The following is a 16,273-nucleotide window of genomic DNA, read 5'->3' on the forward strand; positions in this document are numbered from 1 at the left end:
CCCACCTGCACTTCGAGATCCGCACCACCCCGAACTACGGCTCCGCGATCAACCCCGCGACCTTCCTGCGCGCCAACGGCGTCAACCTCTGACCCTGCCCCGGTCACACAGCGGCACCCGAACGACCCCGGGAAGCGGCCCCGCGCCGCCCCGGGGTCGCTTCGCGCGGCACAGGCGCCCGAAACACCCCTGAGCGATGCAGGCGCAGCGGACCGTCACTGACCGCAAAGTGTACTTGCCTGTGTGTAACAGCAGCCTCGAAGATGGAGGGCGGATCGGCACTCACCAGGGGGATGGATCGCATGACCACGACCACACAGCCTCGCCGGGACGTCAGTACTCGCGTAGCGGACGCGCTGTCCTCCCAAGTGCTCAACGCACTGGTGGGTATCGCCGGTATCGCCATCCCCGTCGCGGCGTGGGTTGTGCAGAAGAGCGCGCTGAAGGACGCACTGCTGGCGGCCGAGACCGTACTGCTGTTGCTCATGGTGGCCAACCACATGTGGTTACGCCGCATCTACATCCAGTTGCGCAGAGCCAACGATCGGCACATGGCCGACGCCCGGTACTTCGGTCTGGTCCGTGAGCAGTTGGAGCGCGAACTCATCGCCGGCTTCGGGGAGATCGCCGACGGGCACCTCCAGGTGTACGCCTCCGAGGTGCCCCGACTGTCCGTACTGCTCTTCCAAGCACTCATCGACTCCGGCACCGAGCCGAAGCGCGTTCTGGCGGCCGACCTCACCACGAATCCGAACCTGTTGACACAACGGCGGGAGTATCTGGCTGTCAACCGGCGCCTGATCGAGGCCGGGGGGACGGTACAGCGGCTGTTCATCTGCTGGCAGGACGACCTCGTCAAGCAGGATTTCGCCCGCGCTCTCCTCGGGCTCGTCGATCACCACCGCTCCCTGGGTGTGCAGTGCGCGCTCGCCGTGCGTGACCGGCTGAGGGCCGACCAGGCCGTGGACTTCGTCGTGGTGTCCCAGGCGGCGGTCCTGCTGGAAGAGGAGCAGGGCGACACCGACTACCGCCGGGGCCGCAGTTCCGTGTACTTCAAGCACGTCGAGCGTTGGGCCGGGCGCTTCGAGTCGGTCTGGGGGCACGGCTCGGACTCGGCACCGTTCGTCCTCCAGTCCTACGAGGCCACCGTGCGGCCCATGCTGGACGCCGGAACGTGGAACGAGGCAACCGTCCAAGAGGCGGCGGCCCGGCTCTGACAGCGATCGGCTGCCGGAACCCCGAGCAGAGCATCACGTCTCCGGCTCCTGCCAGGACCTTCGTTAGCATGGAACGACAGCCGGTCCGGACCTGGCGGGACCGCGCCAAGCCACAGCGCGACGGAAAGTACGTGATGTCCACTCTCTCGCTCACCAAGGCCCACGGCTCCCGGAACGACATCTTCGTCGTCGACGGTGCGCCGCTCGACCACTTCGCCTCGGCGGACGAGTTGACCCGGGCCGTCGGGCTGCTGTGCGACCGCAAGCGTGGGCTGGGCGGTGACGGGGTGTACTTCGTGGCCGATCACGGCGACGGCACGGCGCGGGCCTGGTTCTACAACCCCGACGGATCCGAGGCACTGCTCTGCGGGAACGGCATGCGGTGCGCCGGCCGGATACTGCTGGACCGGCACCAGGCGGAATCGGTCGTCGTCGAGCAGGGCCCGTACTCCTTCACCGTCCGCGACCGGGGCCGTACCTCCCACGGCGTGCGGCAGGTCTCCGTGGAGCTGCCCGCCGTCGACTTCGCGCCCGGCGAGCCGATCGTGACCGAGGCGGGGCCACACGGCGAGTACGTGGACCGGCTGCTGCCCGCCTTCCACCCGTCCCGGCACGTGACGGCGGTCGCGGTGCCGAACTCGCACCTGATCACGGTGATCGACGCCTACGACGAGGCGGAACTGATCGAGACGGGGCGGCGCGTCGCCGGTTCCCCGGGCGTCTTCCCGATCGGCGCCAACCTCTCCTTCGTCCTGCCGCTGTCCGACGACGAGGTGTTCATCCACACCTACGAGCGAGGCGCCGGACTGACGCCGTCGTGCGGGTCGGGCATCGCGGCCTCCCGGGCCACCCTCTCCCGCCTCGGGCTCGCCGCCCCGGAGCGGCCGGTGACCGTGCGCAACCCGGGAGGCGTCGCCCTGAGCTACCTCCAGACGGTCGGTACCGCATGGCAGCCGGTGCTGGAGGGCAACGCAACCCTCGTATACGACGCGGAACTCGATCCCGCGACGCTCCTCGGGGACGGTCCGGTGACATACGAGGGTGCCGCACACATGGCGGAAATCAGCGCGTTCGCCGAGCTCAGCCGGGAAAACATGAAGGTGCTGCACGAGGCGGGCATCCACCCGACCGAGGTCTGACGCCACTCAGGGCGTCCGTCCCTGCCGGGCCCTGGCCACGCGCACGAGTATGCCGGGCCGTGGGGAAGGGGATGGCGTGGGGGGACTGTCGGCCGGTCTGTTGGCGATCATGGCCGGAATCGTGGCGCGGCAGACGGACCGGTGGTGGTTCAGCCCGGCGCGTGGGCGACGACACAGACCGGACTCGCTCCGGTCGGTGATGACGATCCAACGCGAACGACTGAACAACGTCACACCGGTCCTCCTGTTATGGGGCCACTGGCTGGAGTTCGCCGGGTGGTGCGCGGTGGCCGTGCACGGTGGCCCCTGGGGCTGCGCGGTCGCCGCCCTCGCGGGCGCGGTGAAGTTCCGCCATCTCCAGGAGGTCAGCCACTTCGCGGTGCACGGCGTGCTGGCACGGCGCGGCCGGCTGAACACCCTGCTCGCCGAGGCGGCCGTCCACATCCCGCTCGGCTTCGTCCCCGTCTCCGTACGCCGCCGCCGGCACGTACGCGAGCACCATCCGAACGCGACCGTCACCGGAGCCGACCCGAACCTGGCCGAACTCCACGCGGCGGGCCTGCGCCCGGGGGCCACGGCGGCGCGGTACGCACTCGCCCTGATCCACCCGCTCACCCCGGCCGGTGTGCACGGCACCGTGCGCGGCCTGACCGGCCTGTGGCGGGAAGCGGGTGCCGGGCGGATGCGGGCGGCAGGACCGGTCGCGGTGACGGCGGCCCTCACCGTGACCTTCGGCTGGGAGGCGGCCGTGTTCGCCTTCTTACTGCCCCGGCTGCTCCTGTATCCGCAGCTCGCCTGGATGTCCCTGCTCGTCGAACACCGCTGGTTCGACCCGGAGCCGGTCACCGGACCGCCGGTCGCCGTGGAGGCGGGCCGCTGCCTGCGGCTGTACCCGCGTAACCCGCTCCTCGCCCTGCTGGCCCGGAGCACCTGGCTGCCCTACGGCGACCTGTACCACTTCGCCCACTCCGCACACCCTGCCGTGCGCTGGAACTACCTCCCCGCACTGGAGCGCGCTCTTCTCGGTCCCGCCTACCGGCCGCACGCCCTGCTGCTCGGCGAGACGGCGGTACTGCGCCGACACCGCCGGGCTCTGGCATCGGCCCCAGGTCCGGGACTCATCGCCCCGGTACGCCAGGACCCATGACACCCCCATGTTCTGTGCCTCCGGTGCCCGGCATGCCCCCGTTGCCGGTGCCCTGCGGCACAATGGCCGCTGTTTCCGGTTCCACCGCGTCACCGCTTCGGCGTTCGCGGTCTCGTCAAGGGGGAGTGGATGGCCACAGCGCCGCAGACCAGCCTGGAGAAGCTGCTCGCACGGCTCGTCGACCGCAAGCCCATGCGCTCGGAGGCGACCCTCCAGGCGGATGTCCGGCAGTTGCTGCTCGACGGCGGCCTCAACCTGGACGAGAACGACCTGAGCGTGGACCTGGAGACCCAGGTCGGTGACGGCCGCCGCATCGACGTCGAGATCGGCTTCACCGCCATAGAGTGCAAGCGCGACCTGCGCAGCGCGAAGATCCTCAAGGACGCCGAGAAGCAGCTCGAAGGGTACGTCCGCACTCGCGCGGAGCAAGTGGGCCAGCGGTACGTCGGCATCCTCACCGACGGCGCCGACTGGCGAGCGTACGCCCTCTCCGGATCGGCGTTCGTCCAGGCGGGCCGCTTCGAGGTCAAGCCGCGCCGGACCACGCCGCTGGAGCTGCTGGTCTGGCTCGAGGGTGTCCTCGCCACCGCCGAGGGCATCAAGCCGACCCCCGAGGTGATCAAGGGCCGGCTGGGTGCGGGCAGTGTCTCCCACGGGATCGACTACACCACGCTGTCCGCCCTCTACGCGGAGAACAAGGACCTGCCCACGGTCCAGCTCAAGCGGGAGCTGTGGGCACGCGTGCTGCGCAGTGCGCTGGGCGCCCAGTTCGAGGACAGCGACGAGCTGTTCATCGAGCACACGCTCCTGGTCAACACCGCGGGAATCATCGCGCACTCGGTCCTCGGCTACGACGTCCGGCAGATCCCCCCGGCCACGCTCGTCCTCGGCCAGCTCTTCGAGCAGGCCGGGATCCACGGCGTCGTCGAGTCCGACTTCTTCGGCTGGGTGATCGAGGTCGACGGCGGCGAGGAGTTCGTCCGCACCACCGCCCGCCGCCTGTCCTGCTACGACTGGGCGAGCGTCGAGCACGATGTCCTCAAGGTGCTCTACCCGAGGTTGTCCGCCCCCTCATGTCCTACGGTAAGGACGAACGGCACATCGATAAGGCTGTGTGGCAGCTCCCCATCCCGGAGTTCGACCCTGCCAGCTCCGGCCACCAGCGGCTCGCCGAGCTGGGAGCCGCAGAAGCGGCTCGCATCGCGGCCCTGGAGCTCGACGAGACCAAGAACTTCGTCAAGCTGCGTCAGCTGGTCCGTTCCGCGATCGCGACTTCGCCGGATGCCGAGGAGCTGGACGACCTGGTCCGCCTGCTTCTGGAGTAAGCAGCCGGACCAGGCCGCGCGATCAGGCTCCGGGCGCGTACGGAACGAAAGCCGCCCACGCGCCCGGGGTGAACGTGATGCGAGGTCCCTCAGTGTTCTTGGAGTCGCGGACGTGCACGGTGCCGGGAGTGAGCGCTAGTTCGACGCAGGAATTGCCGTCATTGCCGCCGCTGTAGCTGCTCTTAAACCACGCCAGCTCGGCAGCGTCTCCAGCAGAAGCGTTGCGGATCATGTTTCTCCCAGCAGAGTATCGATGAAGGCCAGCGACTCCCGAGGCGAGAGCGCCTGAGCCCGGATCGTGCCATACCGGAGCTCAAGGATGCGCAGATGTTTGGGGTCCGGGGTCGGCCGTCCGTTGAAGGCACCGTCAGAACGTCCCACCGCCGTACCGTCAGCGAACTTCAACAGCTCAAGCCTGCCGTCCAAGCCGGAATGCGTCTCACAGTCCATAGGCATCACCTGGAGCACGACGTTGTGCAACCGGCCTACCTCCAAGAGGTGCTCAAGCTGCTGGCGCCACACCATTCTGCCCCCGATGGGGCGCCGCAGCACCCCCTCTTCCAGGACGAAGCTGAGGGCCGGAGCGGGCTCACGGTCGAAAACCGAGTGACGGGCCAGGCGAGCGGCCACCATGCGCTCCACGTCGTCCGGAGAGTAGGGCGGCTGCGCCGCTCCGATCACGGTCCTTGCGTGGTCCGGCGTTTGCAACAACCCAGCGATGATGTGGCACTCGTATACCGCGATTTCGACCGCCTTCGCCTCCAACTTTCCTAGCGCCCGAACGGTCTTCGGGTACCGGACCTTCTTCACGTCCTCCCAGGCCGCCGCGATCAGCCCGCCCGCTTCCAGGACCTCGTCCGCCTTGTCCAGGAACTCCTGGCGAGGAATCCGCTTGCCGCCCTCGATCTTGTACACCATGTCCTCGCCGTACCCGACGATCCGGCCGAAGTCGGCGGCCCGCATCCCCGCCGCATCGCGCCGCAGCTTCAGCTGCCGCCCGACTGTCGTGATGACCGCGACGCCCCACTCGTCGTCCGGGTCCACCTCCCAACCCGGTTCGTCCGCCTCGGTCTTGAGTTGCCCCGCCTCCGCCTCGACCGCCGTCATGCCGCACCTCTCCCTCGGAAACCGTCCGTGACGCCACCCGGCGCCCTACCCGTAGCAACGGTCGGAACAGCCACGACAGCACCGGACAACCACCGGACAGTGACCGTACGTGCGCGCTGAGTCACTTCTTACGGTACGCAGATCCGGCCACGCTGGGTGACGTGAATCAGCAAACCGCCGAACCTGCCGCCCCCGTCCGCAACTTCACCGTGCTGCTCTCCCCCACGCCACGCGGCGCACGTCTCGCCCGGCTGCTCGGTGCGGAACAACTCCGTTCCTGGGGGCTGCCGATGGATCCAGCCCGCCAGGTCATCGCGGAGCTGGCCGTCAACGCGGCGACCCACGGCCGCGTACCGGGACGGGACTTCCGGCTCACGCTCTACGTCGTGGCCGACACGCTCCGTATCGAGGTGACCGACACCCGGGGCGAGCGGCTTCCCCAGCCCCAACAGGTCACCGCCGACTCCGAGTCCGGCCGGGGCCTGCTGCTGGTCGAAGCGCTCGCGGACCGCTGGGGCGTATCCGAGGGCCGCTTCCCGCGCAAAACCGTCTGGGCCGAACTGCGGCTTACGGAACCGGAACCCGAGTTCTGAAGCTCCGGCGGCTTCGGCGCCTTCCCAAGCAAGAACTCGGGAGAAAGCACCCCACCAAGCCCCACCCTTTCCCGCCCGAGGCGTGTCGTCACTCGGGCGGGTGAACATCACCGGCTCAGCTGGATTTTCGAACCCTCGACACCTCTACGCTCAGCGCACACCCCCGAAAAAGACTTCGGCCCCCGCTGGGACTCCACTCCCGGTGCGAGGGCCTGACCACCAAGGAAAAAGGCCTTCCCCGATGGATACCCAAAACCCTAGCGCGCCCCCGCGCGCCCAGTCAGCAGACGGCGGTAATCCGCCCGGATCGCGTCACCGCACCGGCGGTGTCATCCACGAGAACACCCGCCACACCGCCCGCTTCGTGGTGATCGGCAACCACCTCACCCAGCACAAGGAACTGTCCCTGCTGGCGATCGGCCTCGGCTGCCACATCCAGTCGCTCCCCACCGGCGCCCCCGTGGACATCAAGAGCCTCACCGCCCGCTTCAAGGAGGGCACCAAGCGCATCAGCGACGCCCTGCGCGAACTGGAGACCCACGGCTACCTCCGCCGCGAACGCGTGCGCACCCCCACTGGCCGCATCATCACCCGCACCACCTCCTGCAACCAGCCGGGACACCGGCGTGAACCGGCCGACACCGACTGCCCCGCCCCGCGGCCCCGGCAGACCAGGGAACGCGCGCTCCTGCCCCGCCCCCGCAAGGCACTCCCCGCCGTCCCCCAGCCGAGCTGCACCGCCCCGGCGCTCCTCCAGCAGGCCACCGACGTCCTGACCGGCCTGCGCCGCCACGACCCCCGCCTCCTCCTCTCCGCCACCGACACCGAGCACCTCGTCCCCGGAGTCGCCGCCTGGCTGGAACGCGAGGCCACCCCCACCGCCGTCCGCCACGCCCTCACCGCCGGCCTCCCGGACGACCCCCTGCGCCGGCCGGCCGCCCTCCTCGCCCACCGCCTGGCCGCACACCTCCCACCCCTCCCCCCGTACCGCGCCCCCGTCGGCCCCCCACCGACCCGTCACCCCCTGCGCAACTGCGACGGCTGCGACCACGCCTTCCGCGCCCCCGAAACCGAAACCCACTGCCGCACCTGCCGAACCACCGCCCCGCACCGGCGTTGAGCGGAGGAAGGACACGCGATGTTCGCGCCCCGGTACCCCAGCCGTCCCGGACGACTACCCTGGCCAGTGCACTCCCGGGAGGACTCCATGAGCACGCAGGCCGACTACGGACACGAGCTGGTGCCCCGCCCTGAGCAGACCCCCGACGCCCTACGGGCCGCCCTCGCCGTGGTCGACCCCGGGCGCCTCCCGGAGATGCAGCGGACGAAGGACGAGGCCTTCGCCAAGGCCGTGGAATGGCAGTCCCTCAGCCCCGTGCGGAGCTGGGTCCTGGCATGGGCGCGGGACATCGAGATCGCCCGCCGCCCCGACCTCACCGCACGTCACGCCCGCGCCAGGGACAACCTGGAACACGAGGACGCGACGACCGCCCGGGAGGCCCTGCGGGAGCTGAGCGCCGTTCTGGACGAGGCCATGAAGGCAGTACGCGCTTGAGCTGGACCTGGGAGTACGCCTTCGGTGCCGAGGAAGCCGCCCGCACGGCCCCGCCCGCATTCCTCACCGAGGTCGAACGCAAGGCCGACGAGCTGGTGAGGGCCGCCGAGGCACGGTACCTGCACGGCCCCACGTACGACGGGGACGACCGGAAAGGCGACGACATAGTCGTCCCCGGCGGCATGTTCACCTACCAGGTCGTGGTACGCAGCGAGCGGGTCTACGTAGTTCAGATCACGTACTTGGGCTTCTGAACCCACTGAAGGCCCTCTCCACCGCACTGCGGGACGTGCCCTCCGACAGCCGGGGACATCTTCGACGACGCGTGAGCGGGGAGGCCGGACCGGCCGTCACCCGCCCGGTCCGGCCCGCCCCGGCGCGGAAGCTAGGAGTGCCCCAGTTCCGCCGACGACTCGTCCTCCGTCGGCGGGACGGAGCCGGAGTCCGGGGACGGGCGGAGCGGGAAGGGGTCGACGCGGGTCTCGTCGATGACCGGCGGGGGCGGCTGCGGGGGCCTCGGCATGACCGCGGCCTCCGAGTGGCCGCCGCAGCCGTACGCCAGGGAGACGACGCGGCCGTCGGCCGGGGAGAACTCGTTGGCGCACACACCGAAGGCCTGGCCCAGGGAGCCGCCGATACGGGCGAGGAAGCCGCACGAGATGCAGGAGGCCGGGGCCGCCTGCGCCATGGGGGTCTTCGCGCCGAACGACTCCTCCCAGCGGTCCGCGGCGGAGTGCAGGCCGTAGCGGGACAGGACACGGGCACGGCGCAGGCCCAGTTCCTCGGCGACCGCCGCGATCGTGCCGCGGGCCGGGAGGACGGGCTGGTCGGCGGGGGCGCCGGGCGTGACCTCGGCGTCCTCGGCCTCCACCAGGGCGGCCATCTCCTCGGACACCACCGAGTTCGGCGGCGGCTCCTCCTCGCCGGAGTAACCCGGCTCCAGGCGGAGGTCCTCGGCGTCGGTGGGCAGGAGGTCGCCGGGACCCATGTCGCCGGGGCGCAGCCGCTCGCTCCACGGCACCCACTCCGGGGCGAGGAGCGCGTCGGGGCCGGGCAGCAGCACCGCCTCGTCGACCGTGACGATCTTGGCGCGGGAGGCGCGGGCGACCGTGACGGCCCAGCGCCAGCCGCGATAGCCGGACTCACCGCACCCGAAGTAATGCGTGACGACACGGTCGCCCTCGGAGACCAGCCCCTCGTGCCCGCCCACGATCCCGGGCGCGGCAACCTCCTCGGCTGCGGCGCGGGCGAGGTCGACGGCCTCGGCGCACAGACGGTCGGGGGTGCGGCTTCGCGTTGTCGCTGCGCTCACAGGTATCGCTTCTCTCCTACGCCGTCTCACGAGTGCGCCACTCCCAGCGCGGGGGGCGGACGGAGCGGACAGTGGGACCGCGTCGACGTCCGCGCCGCAACGTGCTCGGGCGCGCCTCCATCCATTCTGCGGGATGGCTGAGATACGCACGCTACCTGTTCGCGTGCGCTGGGCCTACACCGACGGTTGTTATGGAGTCCCGCGCGCCGGTTTCCGGGCGCGGCGACCCGCTCCCCGCAGCGCCTTTCCCCCCGCCCCCACCCCCGTCGCTTCCATGCCGCGCAGAGCCTCAGCGGACTCCCCGGTTCCGCCGTACAGCCGACCCCCCGTGCCCTCCGTGGCGGATACGGCACTACACACCGACATCTCGGGGCACTATGACGACGTGGCTACCGCGAGGACACCCCAGGGCGCCGGGACCGGTGGGCTCAAAGGGGGCAAGGAAAGCGGCCGGCGCCCCGGCACGAGCGGGGCGGGCGGCCGCCTGCGCGCGTGCGGACGCGTCCTGCGCCTGCCCGTGACCGGCACCGCCCGCGGGATCCGCCGGGCCACCCACGCACACGGCGCCGGGGAGTCCGGACTCGGCAAACTCATCGAACTGCACGGCGTGAACGGCGCCGGCGACGTCATGATCACGGTCGCGCTGGCGTCCACCGTCTTCTTCTCCGTACCGACGGACGAGGCCCGCGGGCGTGTCGCCCTCTACCTCGCCATCACCATGGCACCCTTCACCCTCCTCGCCCCGGTGGTCGGCCCGCTCCTGGACCGGCTCCCGCACGGCCGTCGCGCCGCCATGGCCGGCGCGATGCTCGCCCGGGCACTGCTGGCGCTCGTCCTGTCCGGCGCGGTGGTCACCGGCGGGCTGGAGCTGTACCCGGCCGCGCTCGGCGTGCTGGTCGCCTCCAAGGCGTACGGGGTGGTCAGAAGCGCCGTCGTGCCACGCCTCCTGCCCCCCTCCTTCTCCCTGGTCAAGGCGAACTCGCGGGTCACGCTCGGCGGACTGCTGGCCACCGGCATCGCCGCGCCGATCGGCGCGGGCCTCCACCAGATCGGACCGCGCTGGCCGCTGTACGGGGCGTTCGCGCTCTTCGTGACGGGGATGTTCCTGTCCTTCCGGCTGCCCCACAAGGTGGACTCCGGCAAGGGCGAGGCCGTGGCCCTGCTCGCCGCCGACGAGCAGCACCTGCACGGCCCGCACCGCAAGACGGACAAGCGCCCGGGACTGCGCACGGTCGGTCCGGCCGTGACCCACGCGCTGGCCGCCAACGCCTCCATCCGCTGCCTCACCGGTTTCCTCATCTTCTTCCTCGCGTTCCTGCTGCGCGAGCACCCGATGTCCGGTCAGAGCGCCGCCGTGTCCCTCGCGATAGTGGGCGTGGCGGCCGGTGCGGGCAACGCGCTCGGCACGGCGGTCGGGGCGGGCCTCAGATCACGCGCCCCGGAGATCATCATCGTGACGGTGGTGGCGTGCGTGGTGAGCGCGGCGATCGTGGCGGCGGCGTTCTTCGGCGCGGTCCTGGTGGCGTGTCTCGCCGCGATCGCCGGGTTCGCGCAGGCGCTGGCCAAGCTGTCCCTGGACGCGCTGATCCAGCGGGACGTCCCCGAACTCGTCCGGACCTCGGCGTTCGCCCGCTCGGAGACGCTGCTGCAGATGTCGTGGGTGCTGGGCGGCGCGGTCGGCATCGCGATGCCGCTCATCGGGCCGCTGGGCCTCGCCGTGGGCGCGGCGATCGTCGCGACGGGCTGGCTGACCACGGTCCGCGGACTGATCCGCTCGGCCCGCCAGGGGCACACGGCACGGCCGCGAGTGGCGTAACGCTCCGGCCACGCCGTACCCCGCGTGGGGAGCGGAGCCGACCCGCCCGATAGCCTTCGGCCATGACCACGCTGCAATCCGCTGTGCGACGCCGCCGCGCCGTCGCCGCCGCCGGCGCCGTATCCGCCGGACTGCTCGTCCTGGCCGCCTGTGACAAGCCGACGTCGATGGCCACCATCACGGTGGGCAGCGACTCGGTGAGCTCCGAGGCGACCTGTGGTGGCGAGGACGAGGCCATCAAGGCCGCCGACCTGAACAAGTGCCTCCAGGACAAGGGCATCGACGAGATCACCGTCGACCCCGACGAGACGGTCCGCTTCGGCGTCGACCCGGAGGTCGCCGACAAGGGCTGGACCATCCTGATGAACGGTCAGCCGCTCACCGACCCCAGCACCAAGACCTACCGCACCATCCCGGGCAGCGTGTTCTTCAACGCCCAGTACGGCGCCCAGGGCGACTCGACCCTGGTGTCCGTCAAGGAGGGCGAGAAGGACACCACGGCCCTGTGGTCGTTCCGTCTGAAGAAGGACGCCTGATCACGTCGTCCGCACGCGTCCTCGTGGCCACCGCGGTCCCCGCCGAGCGGGACGCGGTGGCCCGGGCGTTCCCGGGCCCGGCGGAGGAGCTGGCGCTGCCCGGCGCGACGGTCCACCGGACCGCCGGCGCGACCGACCTCCTCGCCGCCGGGGTCGGCCCCGCCCTCGCCGCCGCGTCCACGGCCGCGGCGCTGACCGCCGCCGCCCTCGACGGCCGGCCCTACCGGCTGGTCGTCTCCGCCGGCATCGGCGGCGGCTTCCCGCCGCACGCGCCCCTCGGCTCCCTCGTCGTCGCCGACGAGATCACCGCGGCCGACCTGGGCGCCGAGACACCCGACGGTTTCCTGCCGGTCACCGACCTCGGCTTCGGCACCGTCACCCACCGGCCGCCCGCCGCCCTGGTCCGGGAGGCCGCCGCCGCGTCCGGCGCGCTCACCGGCACCGTGCTCACCGTGTCGACGGTCACCGGGACCGCCGCCCGCGCGGACGCCCTCCGGGCCCGACACCCGCGGGCCCTCGCCGAGGCGATGGAGGGCTTCGGCGTCGCCGAGGCCGCCGCCGCGCACGGCGTGCCCGTACTGGAAGTGCGGGCGGTGTCGAACCCCGTCGGCCCGCGCGACCGCGCCGCCTGGCGCATCGGCGACGCCCTGACCGCCCTCACCGAGGGCTTCGGGAAGCTCGCGCCCGTCCTGGAGAGTTGGATGCAGCATGACCACCAGTGAGCACACCGGCGAGCGGCAGCGGCTGCGGATCGCCTACTCCCCCTGCCCGAACGACACCTTCGTCTTCGACGCCCTCGCCCACGGCCGCGTCCCGGACGCGCCCGCCCTCGACGTCACCTTCGCCGACATCGACCTCACCAACGGCATGGCCGAGCGCGGTGAGCTGGACGTGCTGAAGGTGTCGTACGCGGTGCTGCCGTACGTCCTCGACGAGTGGGCGCTGCTGCCGTGCGGGGGCGCGCTGGGGCGGGGCTGCGGTCCGCTGGTGCTCACCCGGGAGGCGGGCGCGGACCTCACCGGGCGCACGGTGGCCGTGCCGGGCGAGAGGTCGACGGCCTACCTGCTGTTCCGGCTGTGGGCGGCGGACGTCGTGCCCGGCGGGGTCGGACGGATCGTGGTGATGCCGTTCCACGAGATCATGCCCGCCGTGCGGGACGGGAAGGTCGACGCCGGTCTCGTCATCCACGAGGCGCGCTTCACCTACCAGGACTACGGGCTGCACAAGCTCGCCGACATGGGCGAGCACTGGGAGCGGACCACCGGCCTGCCCATCCCGCTGGGCGCGATCATCGCCCGGCGGTCCCTGGGCGAGGAGACGCTGACCCGGCTCGCCGCCGCGATCCGCACCTCCGTACGGGCCGCCTGGGACGACCCCGAGGCGTCCCGGCCGTACGTCATGGAGCACGCGCAGGAGATGGACCCGGCCGTCGCCGACCAGCACATCGGGCTGTACGTCAACGAGTTCACGGCCGACCTCGGCGAGGACGGCTACGCGGCCGTCCGCGGACTGCTCACCCGCGCGGCGGCCGAGGGACTGGTACCGCCCCTCGGCCCGGACGCGCTGCGGTTCCCATAGGGACCGGATCCGGCGTGAGGTCCCTAGACGTCGAGCTGGTCGGCGACCGCGCGGAGCAGGCCGGCGATCTTCTTGCCGGCCGCCCGCTCGGGGTAGCGGCCCCGCTCCAGCGACGGCGTGATGTTCTCCAGCAGCGTCGTGAGGTCCTGGACGATGGAGGCCAGCTCGTCCGGCTTCTTGCGCGTGGCCGCGGCGACCGACGGGGTCGGGTCGAGGATGGTCAGGGAGAGGGCCTGATCGCCGCGCTGTCCGGCGACCACGCCGAACTCCACGCGCTGGCCCGGCTTGAGGGCCTCGACTCCGGCGGGGAGGACCGAGGAGTGCACGAAGACGTCGCCGCCGTCGTCACGGGAGAGAAAGCCGAAGCCCTTCTCACTGTTGAACCATTTGACTTTGCCGGTGGGCACTTCTGTCCTCGTCCTCGTACTCGTCGGGGAACCGCTTCTGAAAAACGGCTCGTGATAGCACTCGGGCGGGCCCGATGACCCGCCGGTACCAAGGCTAATGGTCCGCGGGCCGGTGACAAGACGTCACCGGCCGGTTCCTCTCGCGCAGGAACTACCCTGGTCGGGTGCGTGACAAAACCCAAGCGAATTCCGCAGCGCCCGGCGACGGTCTGGTTCGTGCCGGTGCCCTTGTGTTCATCGTCGGCGCCGTGGCCACTCTGGTCACGGTGGCCCCGCTGTTCCTCGGTACGACGCCCTTTCCGACGTACATGTTCGTCCTGAGCATGCTGATGGGCGTCGGGTTCCTGATGGCGGGGGCAGGGGTGCTGCGCTCGGCCGCGGCGGGGCGGCGTACGGCGCGGGCGGCCGGTCAGGTGTCCGAGGGGTAGTCGGTCAGCTGCCCGCGGGGGAACCGGCGCGGTAGTCCGAAAACCATCGCGGGAACGCGGTGAGGTCGGTGAGGACCACGTCGGCGCCGGCCGCCCGCAGCTCGGTCGCGTCGCAGGGGCCGCCGGCCACCGCGACGGACAGCGCGCCGGCGGTCCGCGCGCCGCGCACGTCGCCCACGTGGTCGCCGACGTAGACGGCGGCGTCGTGCTCGCGCAGGGCCGGCGCCTTCTGCTCGGCCCACAGTCCGCCGATCACGGCGTCCGGCTCGATGCCGAGGTGGGCCAGGTGCAGCTTGGCTTGGGCTCGTACTTCGCCGTGACGACGATCGCGCGCCCGCCCGCCTCCCGTACCGCCGCTATCGCCTCGACGGCGCCGGGGAGGGCGGGGGTGGGGGCGATGGCGTACTCCGGGTACATCGCCCGGTACAGGTCCGCGACCTCGTCGACACGGTCGGCCGGGAACCAGTGGATCAGCTCGTCCGCGAGCGGCGGCCCGAGGCGGCTGACCGCGAGGTCGGCGTCGATGTACGTGCCCGTCCGCTCGGCCAGGGCGAGGTAGCACGCACGGATGCCGGGGCGGGAGTCGATGAGCGTCATGTCGAGGTCGAAGCCGACGGTGGGCGGGAGGGGGGTCGTGGAGGCCATGCCCGCCATTGTGCCGGGGCGGGCCGCCCGGCTGCCCGGCTGCCGCTGGGGCGGCACCGGCAAGCTCCGTCAGCGTGGCAGGCGTCCGTTCCCCGGAGTGGATCGCCCCCGCCGCCCTTACCCGTCCCGTCCCTGGGGCTCCGCCCCAGACCCCGCTCCTCAAACGCCGGAGGGGCTGGGAGGCCCAGGGGAGCTGGAAAGGCGCCGGGCTGGGAGTGCGCCCAAGGAGGTGGAAAGCCCGAGGGAGCTGGAAAAGCGCCGGCGCTGAGAGTGCGCCGGAGGGTCGAGAAGGGCCGGGGGAGCTGGAAAGGCGCCCTGCTGGGAGTACACCGGAAGGGCTGAGAAGGCCCAGGGGAGCTGGAAAAGCGCCGGGCTGGGAGTGCGCCGGAGGGGTCAGGGGCGGTGGCGTTGGGAGCGCCAGATCAGGAAGAGGGCCGAGGCGACGGCGGCGCCGCGGATGACCCACGGCCACGTCTCGGTGATCGCGGCGTTCATGTGGCCCTCGGCGATCGGCGTACCCCAGCGCCCCTGCGTCCTCCCCCACAGCCACATCACGCCGCCCGTGAGCGCGAGCCCGGGAATGATGACGACCGCCCACTTGGACTCCGCCGCGCTGAGCCGCCGCGAGGCGTACGCGATGAGCCAGCCCAGGATCAGGGCGAACCAGCTCCCGAGCACCGCGCCCGCGACCAGCAGCCCGGCGGCGAGCAGCAGCAGGGGGTTGCTCCAGCGGCGGGAGGGCAGCCGCAGGAGGCGGCGGCGGGGCACCGCGGCCTCCTCGGCCACCGCCACGCCGGCGGGCTCGGCGGCACGCTCCGGTTCGGCCTTCTCCTTCGCCGCCGGGGGCCGCAGCAGCTCCGGGATCTCCACGCCCCCCACGAATCCGGGCACCTCGTCGCCGACGCCGAACGCGCTGTTGTCGACGCGCCACCAGTCGGGCTGGGAGGCGCTGTCCCCGAGTTCGTCGGAGCCGGCCCGGTGCGGCGGGGACGGCACACCGGAGGGCGCGGGGCCCGCCGGTTCGGCCGGGCGGGGCCGCGGGACCACCTTGCGGAGCATGCTCCTCGCCCGCTCACCGCGCTCCGGCCCGCGGTCCGGCTCGCGCTGCACCGGGACGGCGGCGGGCGCCTCGGGGACGGACGGAGCCGTGCCGGAGCCGTCCTCCGCCGCGGTGACGACCTCGGTGGGCGTCCCGATGCGGGAGATGATGCGGCGCACCGCGGCCGGTGAGTCGACCACGGCCTTCGCCCGCCGCCGGTCGATCTCGTCGCGCAGCCCGGCGACCAGCCGCATGCGGGCCGCCGACGGCAGTTGCCGCTGCTGCGCGACGTCGCCGACGCGGCTCAGATATTCGTAGACGACCTGGTCGCTCTCGATACCCACGAAGTCCCCTCCGGGACGGGTGCGTTGGGACACCGTCGCCCGACGGTACCGTGCGCGGCCCCGGCCGGCCCAACTCCCGGCACCC

At 71.8% G+C, this 16,273-nt stretch carries 17 protein-coding genes and 2 pseudogenes; 13 read left to right on the forward strand and 6 right to left on the reverse strand.

Features of this window, described 5'->3' with window-relative positions:
- The 4 genes and pseudogenes from ACZ6A9_RS29905 to ACZ6A9_RS29920 all read left to right on the forward strand — a co-directional run.
- Positions 1–92: pseudogene (locus ACZ6A9_RS29905) on the forward strand (M23 family metallopeptidase); the annotation flags it as partial.
- Between the two features lie 210 nt (positions 93–302).
- A complete protein-coding gene (locus tag ACZ6A9_RS29910) occupies positions 303–1,217 on the forward strand; it encodes a hypothetical protein (protein WP_468991746.1) in 915 nt (304 codons plus the stop codon).
- A gap of 68 nt (positions 1,218–1,285) precedes the next feature.
- On the forward strand, positions 1,286–2,356 hold the full coding sequence (gene dapF, locus ACZ6A9_RS29915) for a diaminopimelate epimerase (protein ID WP_468991750.1): 1,071 nt from the start codon (positions 1,286–1,288) through the stop codon (positions 2,354–2,356).
- A gap of 199 nt (positions 2,357–2,555) precedes the next feature.
- On the forward strand, positions 2,556–3,503 hold the full coding sequence (locus tag ACZ6A9_RS29920) for a fatty acid desaturase (protein ID WP_468991754.1): 948 nt from the start codon (positions 2,556–2,558) through the stop codon (positions 3,501–3,503).
- Between the two features lie 1,347 nt (positions 3,504–4,850).
- On the opposite strand, the gene ACZ6A9_RS29925 is transcribed toward ACZ6A9_RS29920, so the two are convergent.
- Together ACZ6A9_RS29925 and ACZ6A9_RS29930 are read right to left on the reverse strand one after the other, a co-directional pair.
- Complete coding sequence (locus ACZ6A9_RS29925) at positions 4,851–5,060, reverse strand: DUF397 domain-containing protein (protein WP_468991757.1); 210 nt, start codon at positions 5,058–5,060, stop codon at positions 4,851–4,853.
- Positions 5,057–5,935, reverse strand: a complete 879-nt coding sequence (locus tag ACZ6A9_RS29930) for a helix-turn-helix domain-containing protein (protein ID WP_468991760.1) — start codon at positions 5,933–5,935, stop codon at positions 5,057–5,059. The genes ACZ6A9_RS29925 and ACZ6A9_RS29930 overlap by 4 nt, the downstream gene beginning before the upstream one ends.
- Positions 5,936–6,096: 161 nt before the next feature.
- Here ACZ6A9_RS29930 and ACZ6A9_RS29935 point away from each other — a divergent pair, with 161 nt between their 5' ends.
- From ACZ6A9_RS29935 to ACZ6A9_RS29950, 4 genes are all read left to right on the forward strand, one after another.
- Positions 6,097–6,528 carry an ATP-binding protein gene (locus ACZ6A9_RS29935; protein ID WP_468991763.1) on the forward strand — a complete coding sequence of 144 codons (432 nt, stop codon included), beginning with the start codon at positions 6,097–6,099 and terminating at the stop codon, positions 6,526–6,528.
- 241 nt (positions 6,529–6,769) lie between these two features.
- Positions 6,770–7,648 carry a helix-turn-helix domain-containing protein gene (locus tag ACZ6A9_RS29940; RefSeq protein WP_468991768.1) on the forward strand — a complete coding sequence of 293 codons (879 nt, stop codon included), beginning with the start codon at positions 6,770–6,772 and terminating at the stop codon, positions 7,646–7,648.
- 87 nt (positions 7,649–7,735) lie between these two features.
- Positions 7,736–8,083, forward strand: a complete 348-nt coding sequence (locus tag ACZ6A9_RS29945; RefSeq protein ID WP_468991771.1) for a hypothetical protein — start codon at positions 7,736–7,738, stop codon at positions 8,081–8,083.
- Positions 8,080–8,337 (forward strand): hypothetical protein, encoded by a 258-nt coding sequence (locus ACZ6A9_RS29950; RefSeq protein ID WP_468991773.1) that lies wholly within the window; start codon positions 8,080–8,082, stop codon positions 8,335–8,337. Before ACZ6A9_RS29945 ends, ACZ6A9_RS29950 begins: the two co-directional genes overlap by 4 nt.
- Before the next feature lie 131 nt (positions 8,338–8,468).
- On the opposite strand, the gene ACZ6A9_RS29955 is transcribed toward ACZ6A9_RS29950, so the two are convergent.
- Positions 8,469–9,395, reverse strand: a complete 927-nt coding sequence (locus tag ACZ6A9_RS29955; RefSeq protein WP_468991776.1) for a DUF3027 domain-containing protein — start codon at positions 9,393–9,395, stop codon at positions 8,469–8,471.
- A 385-nt stretch (positions 9,396–9,780) separates the two neighbouring features.
- Between ACZ6A9_RS29955 and ACZ6A9_RS29960 the strand changes: the two genes are divergently transcribed.
- The 4 genes from ACZ6A9_RS29960 to ACZ6A9_RS29975 all read left to right on the forward strand — a co-directional run bounded on the left by ACZ6A9_RS29960 (position 9,781) and on the right by ACZ6A9_RS29975 (position 13,325).
- On the forward strand, positions 9,781–11,211 hold the full coding sequence (locus ACZ6A9_RS29960; protein WP_468991779.1) for an MFS transporter: 1,431 nt from the start codon (positions 9,781–9,783) through the stop codon (positions 11,209–11,211).
- A 62-nt stretch (positions 11,212–11,273) separates the two neighbouring features.
- Positions 11,274–11,747 (forward strand): DUF2771 domain-containing protein, encoded by a 474-nt coding sequence (locus ACZ6A9_RS29965; RefSeq protein WP_468991782.1) that lies wholly within the window; start codon positions 11,274–11,276, stop codon positions 11,745–11,747.
- A complete protein-coding gene (locus ACZ6A9_RS29970; RefSeq protein WP_468991786.1) occupies positions 11,717–12,469 on the forward strand; it encodes a futalosine hydrolase in 753 nt (250 codons plus the stop codon). Before ACZ6A9_RS29965 ends, ACZ6A9_RS29970 begins: the two co-directional genes overlap by 31 nt.
- Complete coding sequence (locus ACZ6A9_RS29975; RefSeq protein WP_468991789.1) at positions 12,456–13,325, forward strand: 1,4-dihydroxy-6-naphthoate synthase; 870 nt, start codon at positions 12,456–12,458, stop codon at positions 13,323–13,325. The genes ACZ6A9_RS29970 and ACZ6A9_RS29975 overlap by 14 nt, the downstream gene beginning before the upstream one ends.
- Before the next feature lie 23 nt (positions 13,326–13,348).
- Here ACZ6A9_RS29975 and ACZ6A9_RS29980 read toward each other — a convergent pair whose 3' ends face one another.
- On the reverse strand, positions 13,349–13,732 hold the full coding sequence (locus tag ACZ6A9_RS29980; protein WP_468991791.1) for a cold-shock protein: 384 nt from the start codon (positions 13,730–13,732) through the stop codon (positions 13,349–13,351).
- Between the two features lie 164 nt (positions 13,733–13,896).
- Between ACZ6A9_RS29980 and ACZ6A9_RS29985 the strand changes: the two genes are divergently transcribed.
- Positions 13,897–14,160, forward strand: coding sequence for a hypothetical protein (locus ACZ6A9_RS29985; RefSeq protein ID WP_228970709.1), 264 nt, complete (start codon positions 13,897–13,899; stop codon positions 14,158–14,160).
- 4 nt (positions 14,161–14,164) lie between these two features.
- On the opposite strand, the pseudogene ACZ6A9_RS29990 reads toward ACZ6A9_RS29985, so the two are convergent.
- Together ACZ6A9_RS29990 and ACZ6A9_RS29995 are read right to left on the reverse strand one after the other, a co-directional pair.
- Positions 14,165–14,805, reverse strand: a pseudogene (locus tag ACZ6A9_RS29990) (HAD family hydrolase).
- A gap of 393 nt (positions 14,806–15,198) precedes the next feature.
- Entirely contained in the window at positions 15,199–16,188 is a 990-nt protein-coding gene (locus tag ACZ6A9_RS29995; protein ID WP_468991795.1) for a hypothetical protein, read from the reverse strand.
- Between the last annotated feature and the right edge of the window lie 85 nt (positions 16,189–16,273).

This window comes from Streptomyces sp. NPDC041124 (assembly GCF_055592385.1).

What these genes read in the sequence shown, in the direction of transcription:
- ACZ6A9_RS29930 (WP_468991760.1), bottom strand. Translation starts at nt 5,935, where the DNA reads ATGACGGCGGTCGAGGCGGAGGCGGGGCAACTCAAGACCGAGGCGGAC.
- ACZ6A9_RS29965 (WP_468991782.1), top strand. Translation starts at nt 11,274, where the DNA reads ATGACCACGCTGCAATCCGCTGTGCGACGCCGCCGCGCCGTCGCCGCC.
- ACZ6A9_RS29975 (WP_468991789.1), top strand. Translation starts at nt 12,456, where the DNA reads ATGACCACCAGTGAGCACACCGGCGAGCGGCAGCGGCTGCGGATCGCC.
- ACZ6A9_RS29940 (WP_468991768.1), top strand. Translation starts at nt 6,770, where the DNA reads ATGGATACCCAAAACCCTAGCGCGCCCCCGCGCGCCCAGTCAGCAGAC.
- ACZ6A9_RS29910 (WP_468991746.1), top strand. Translation starts at nt 303, where the DNA reads ATGACCACGACCACACAGCCTCGCCGGGACGTCAGTACTCGCGTAGCG.
- ACZ6A9_RS29945 (WP_468991771.1), top strand. Translation starts at nt 7,736, where the DNA reads ATGAGCACGCAGGCCGACTACGGACACGAGCTGGTGCCCCGCCCTGAG.
- ACZ6A9_RS29925 (WP_468991757.1), bottom strand. Translation starts at nt 5,060, where the DNA reads ATGATCCGCAACGCTTCTGCTGGAGACGCTGCCGAGCTGGCGTGGTTT.
- dapF (WP_468991750.1), top strand. Translation starts at nt 1,286, where the DNA reads ATGGAACGACAGCCGGTCCGGACCTGGCGGGACCGCGCCAAGCCACAG.
- ACZ6A9_RS29920 (WP_468991754.1), top strand. Translation starts at nt 2,556, where the DNA reads ATGACGATCCAACGCGAACGACTGAACAACGTCACACCGGTCCTCCTG.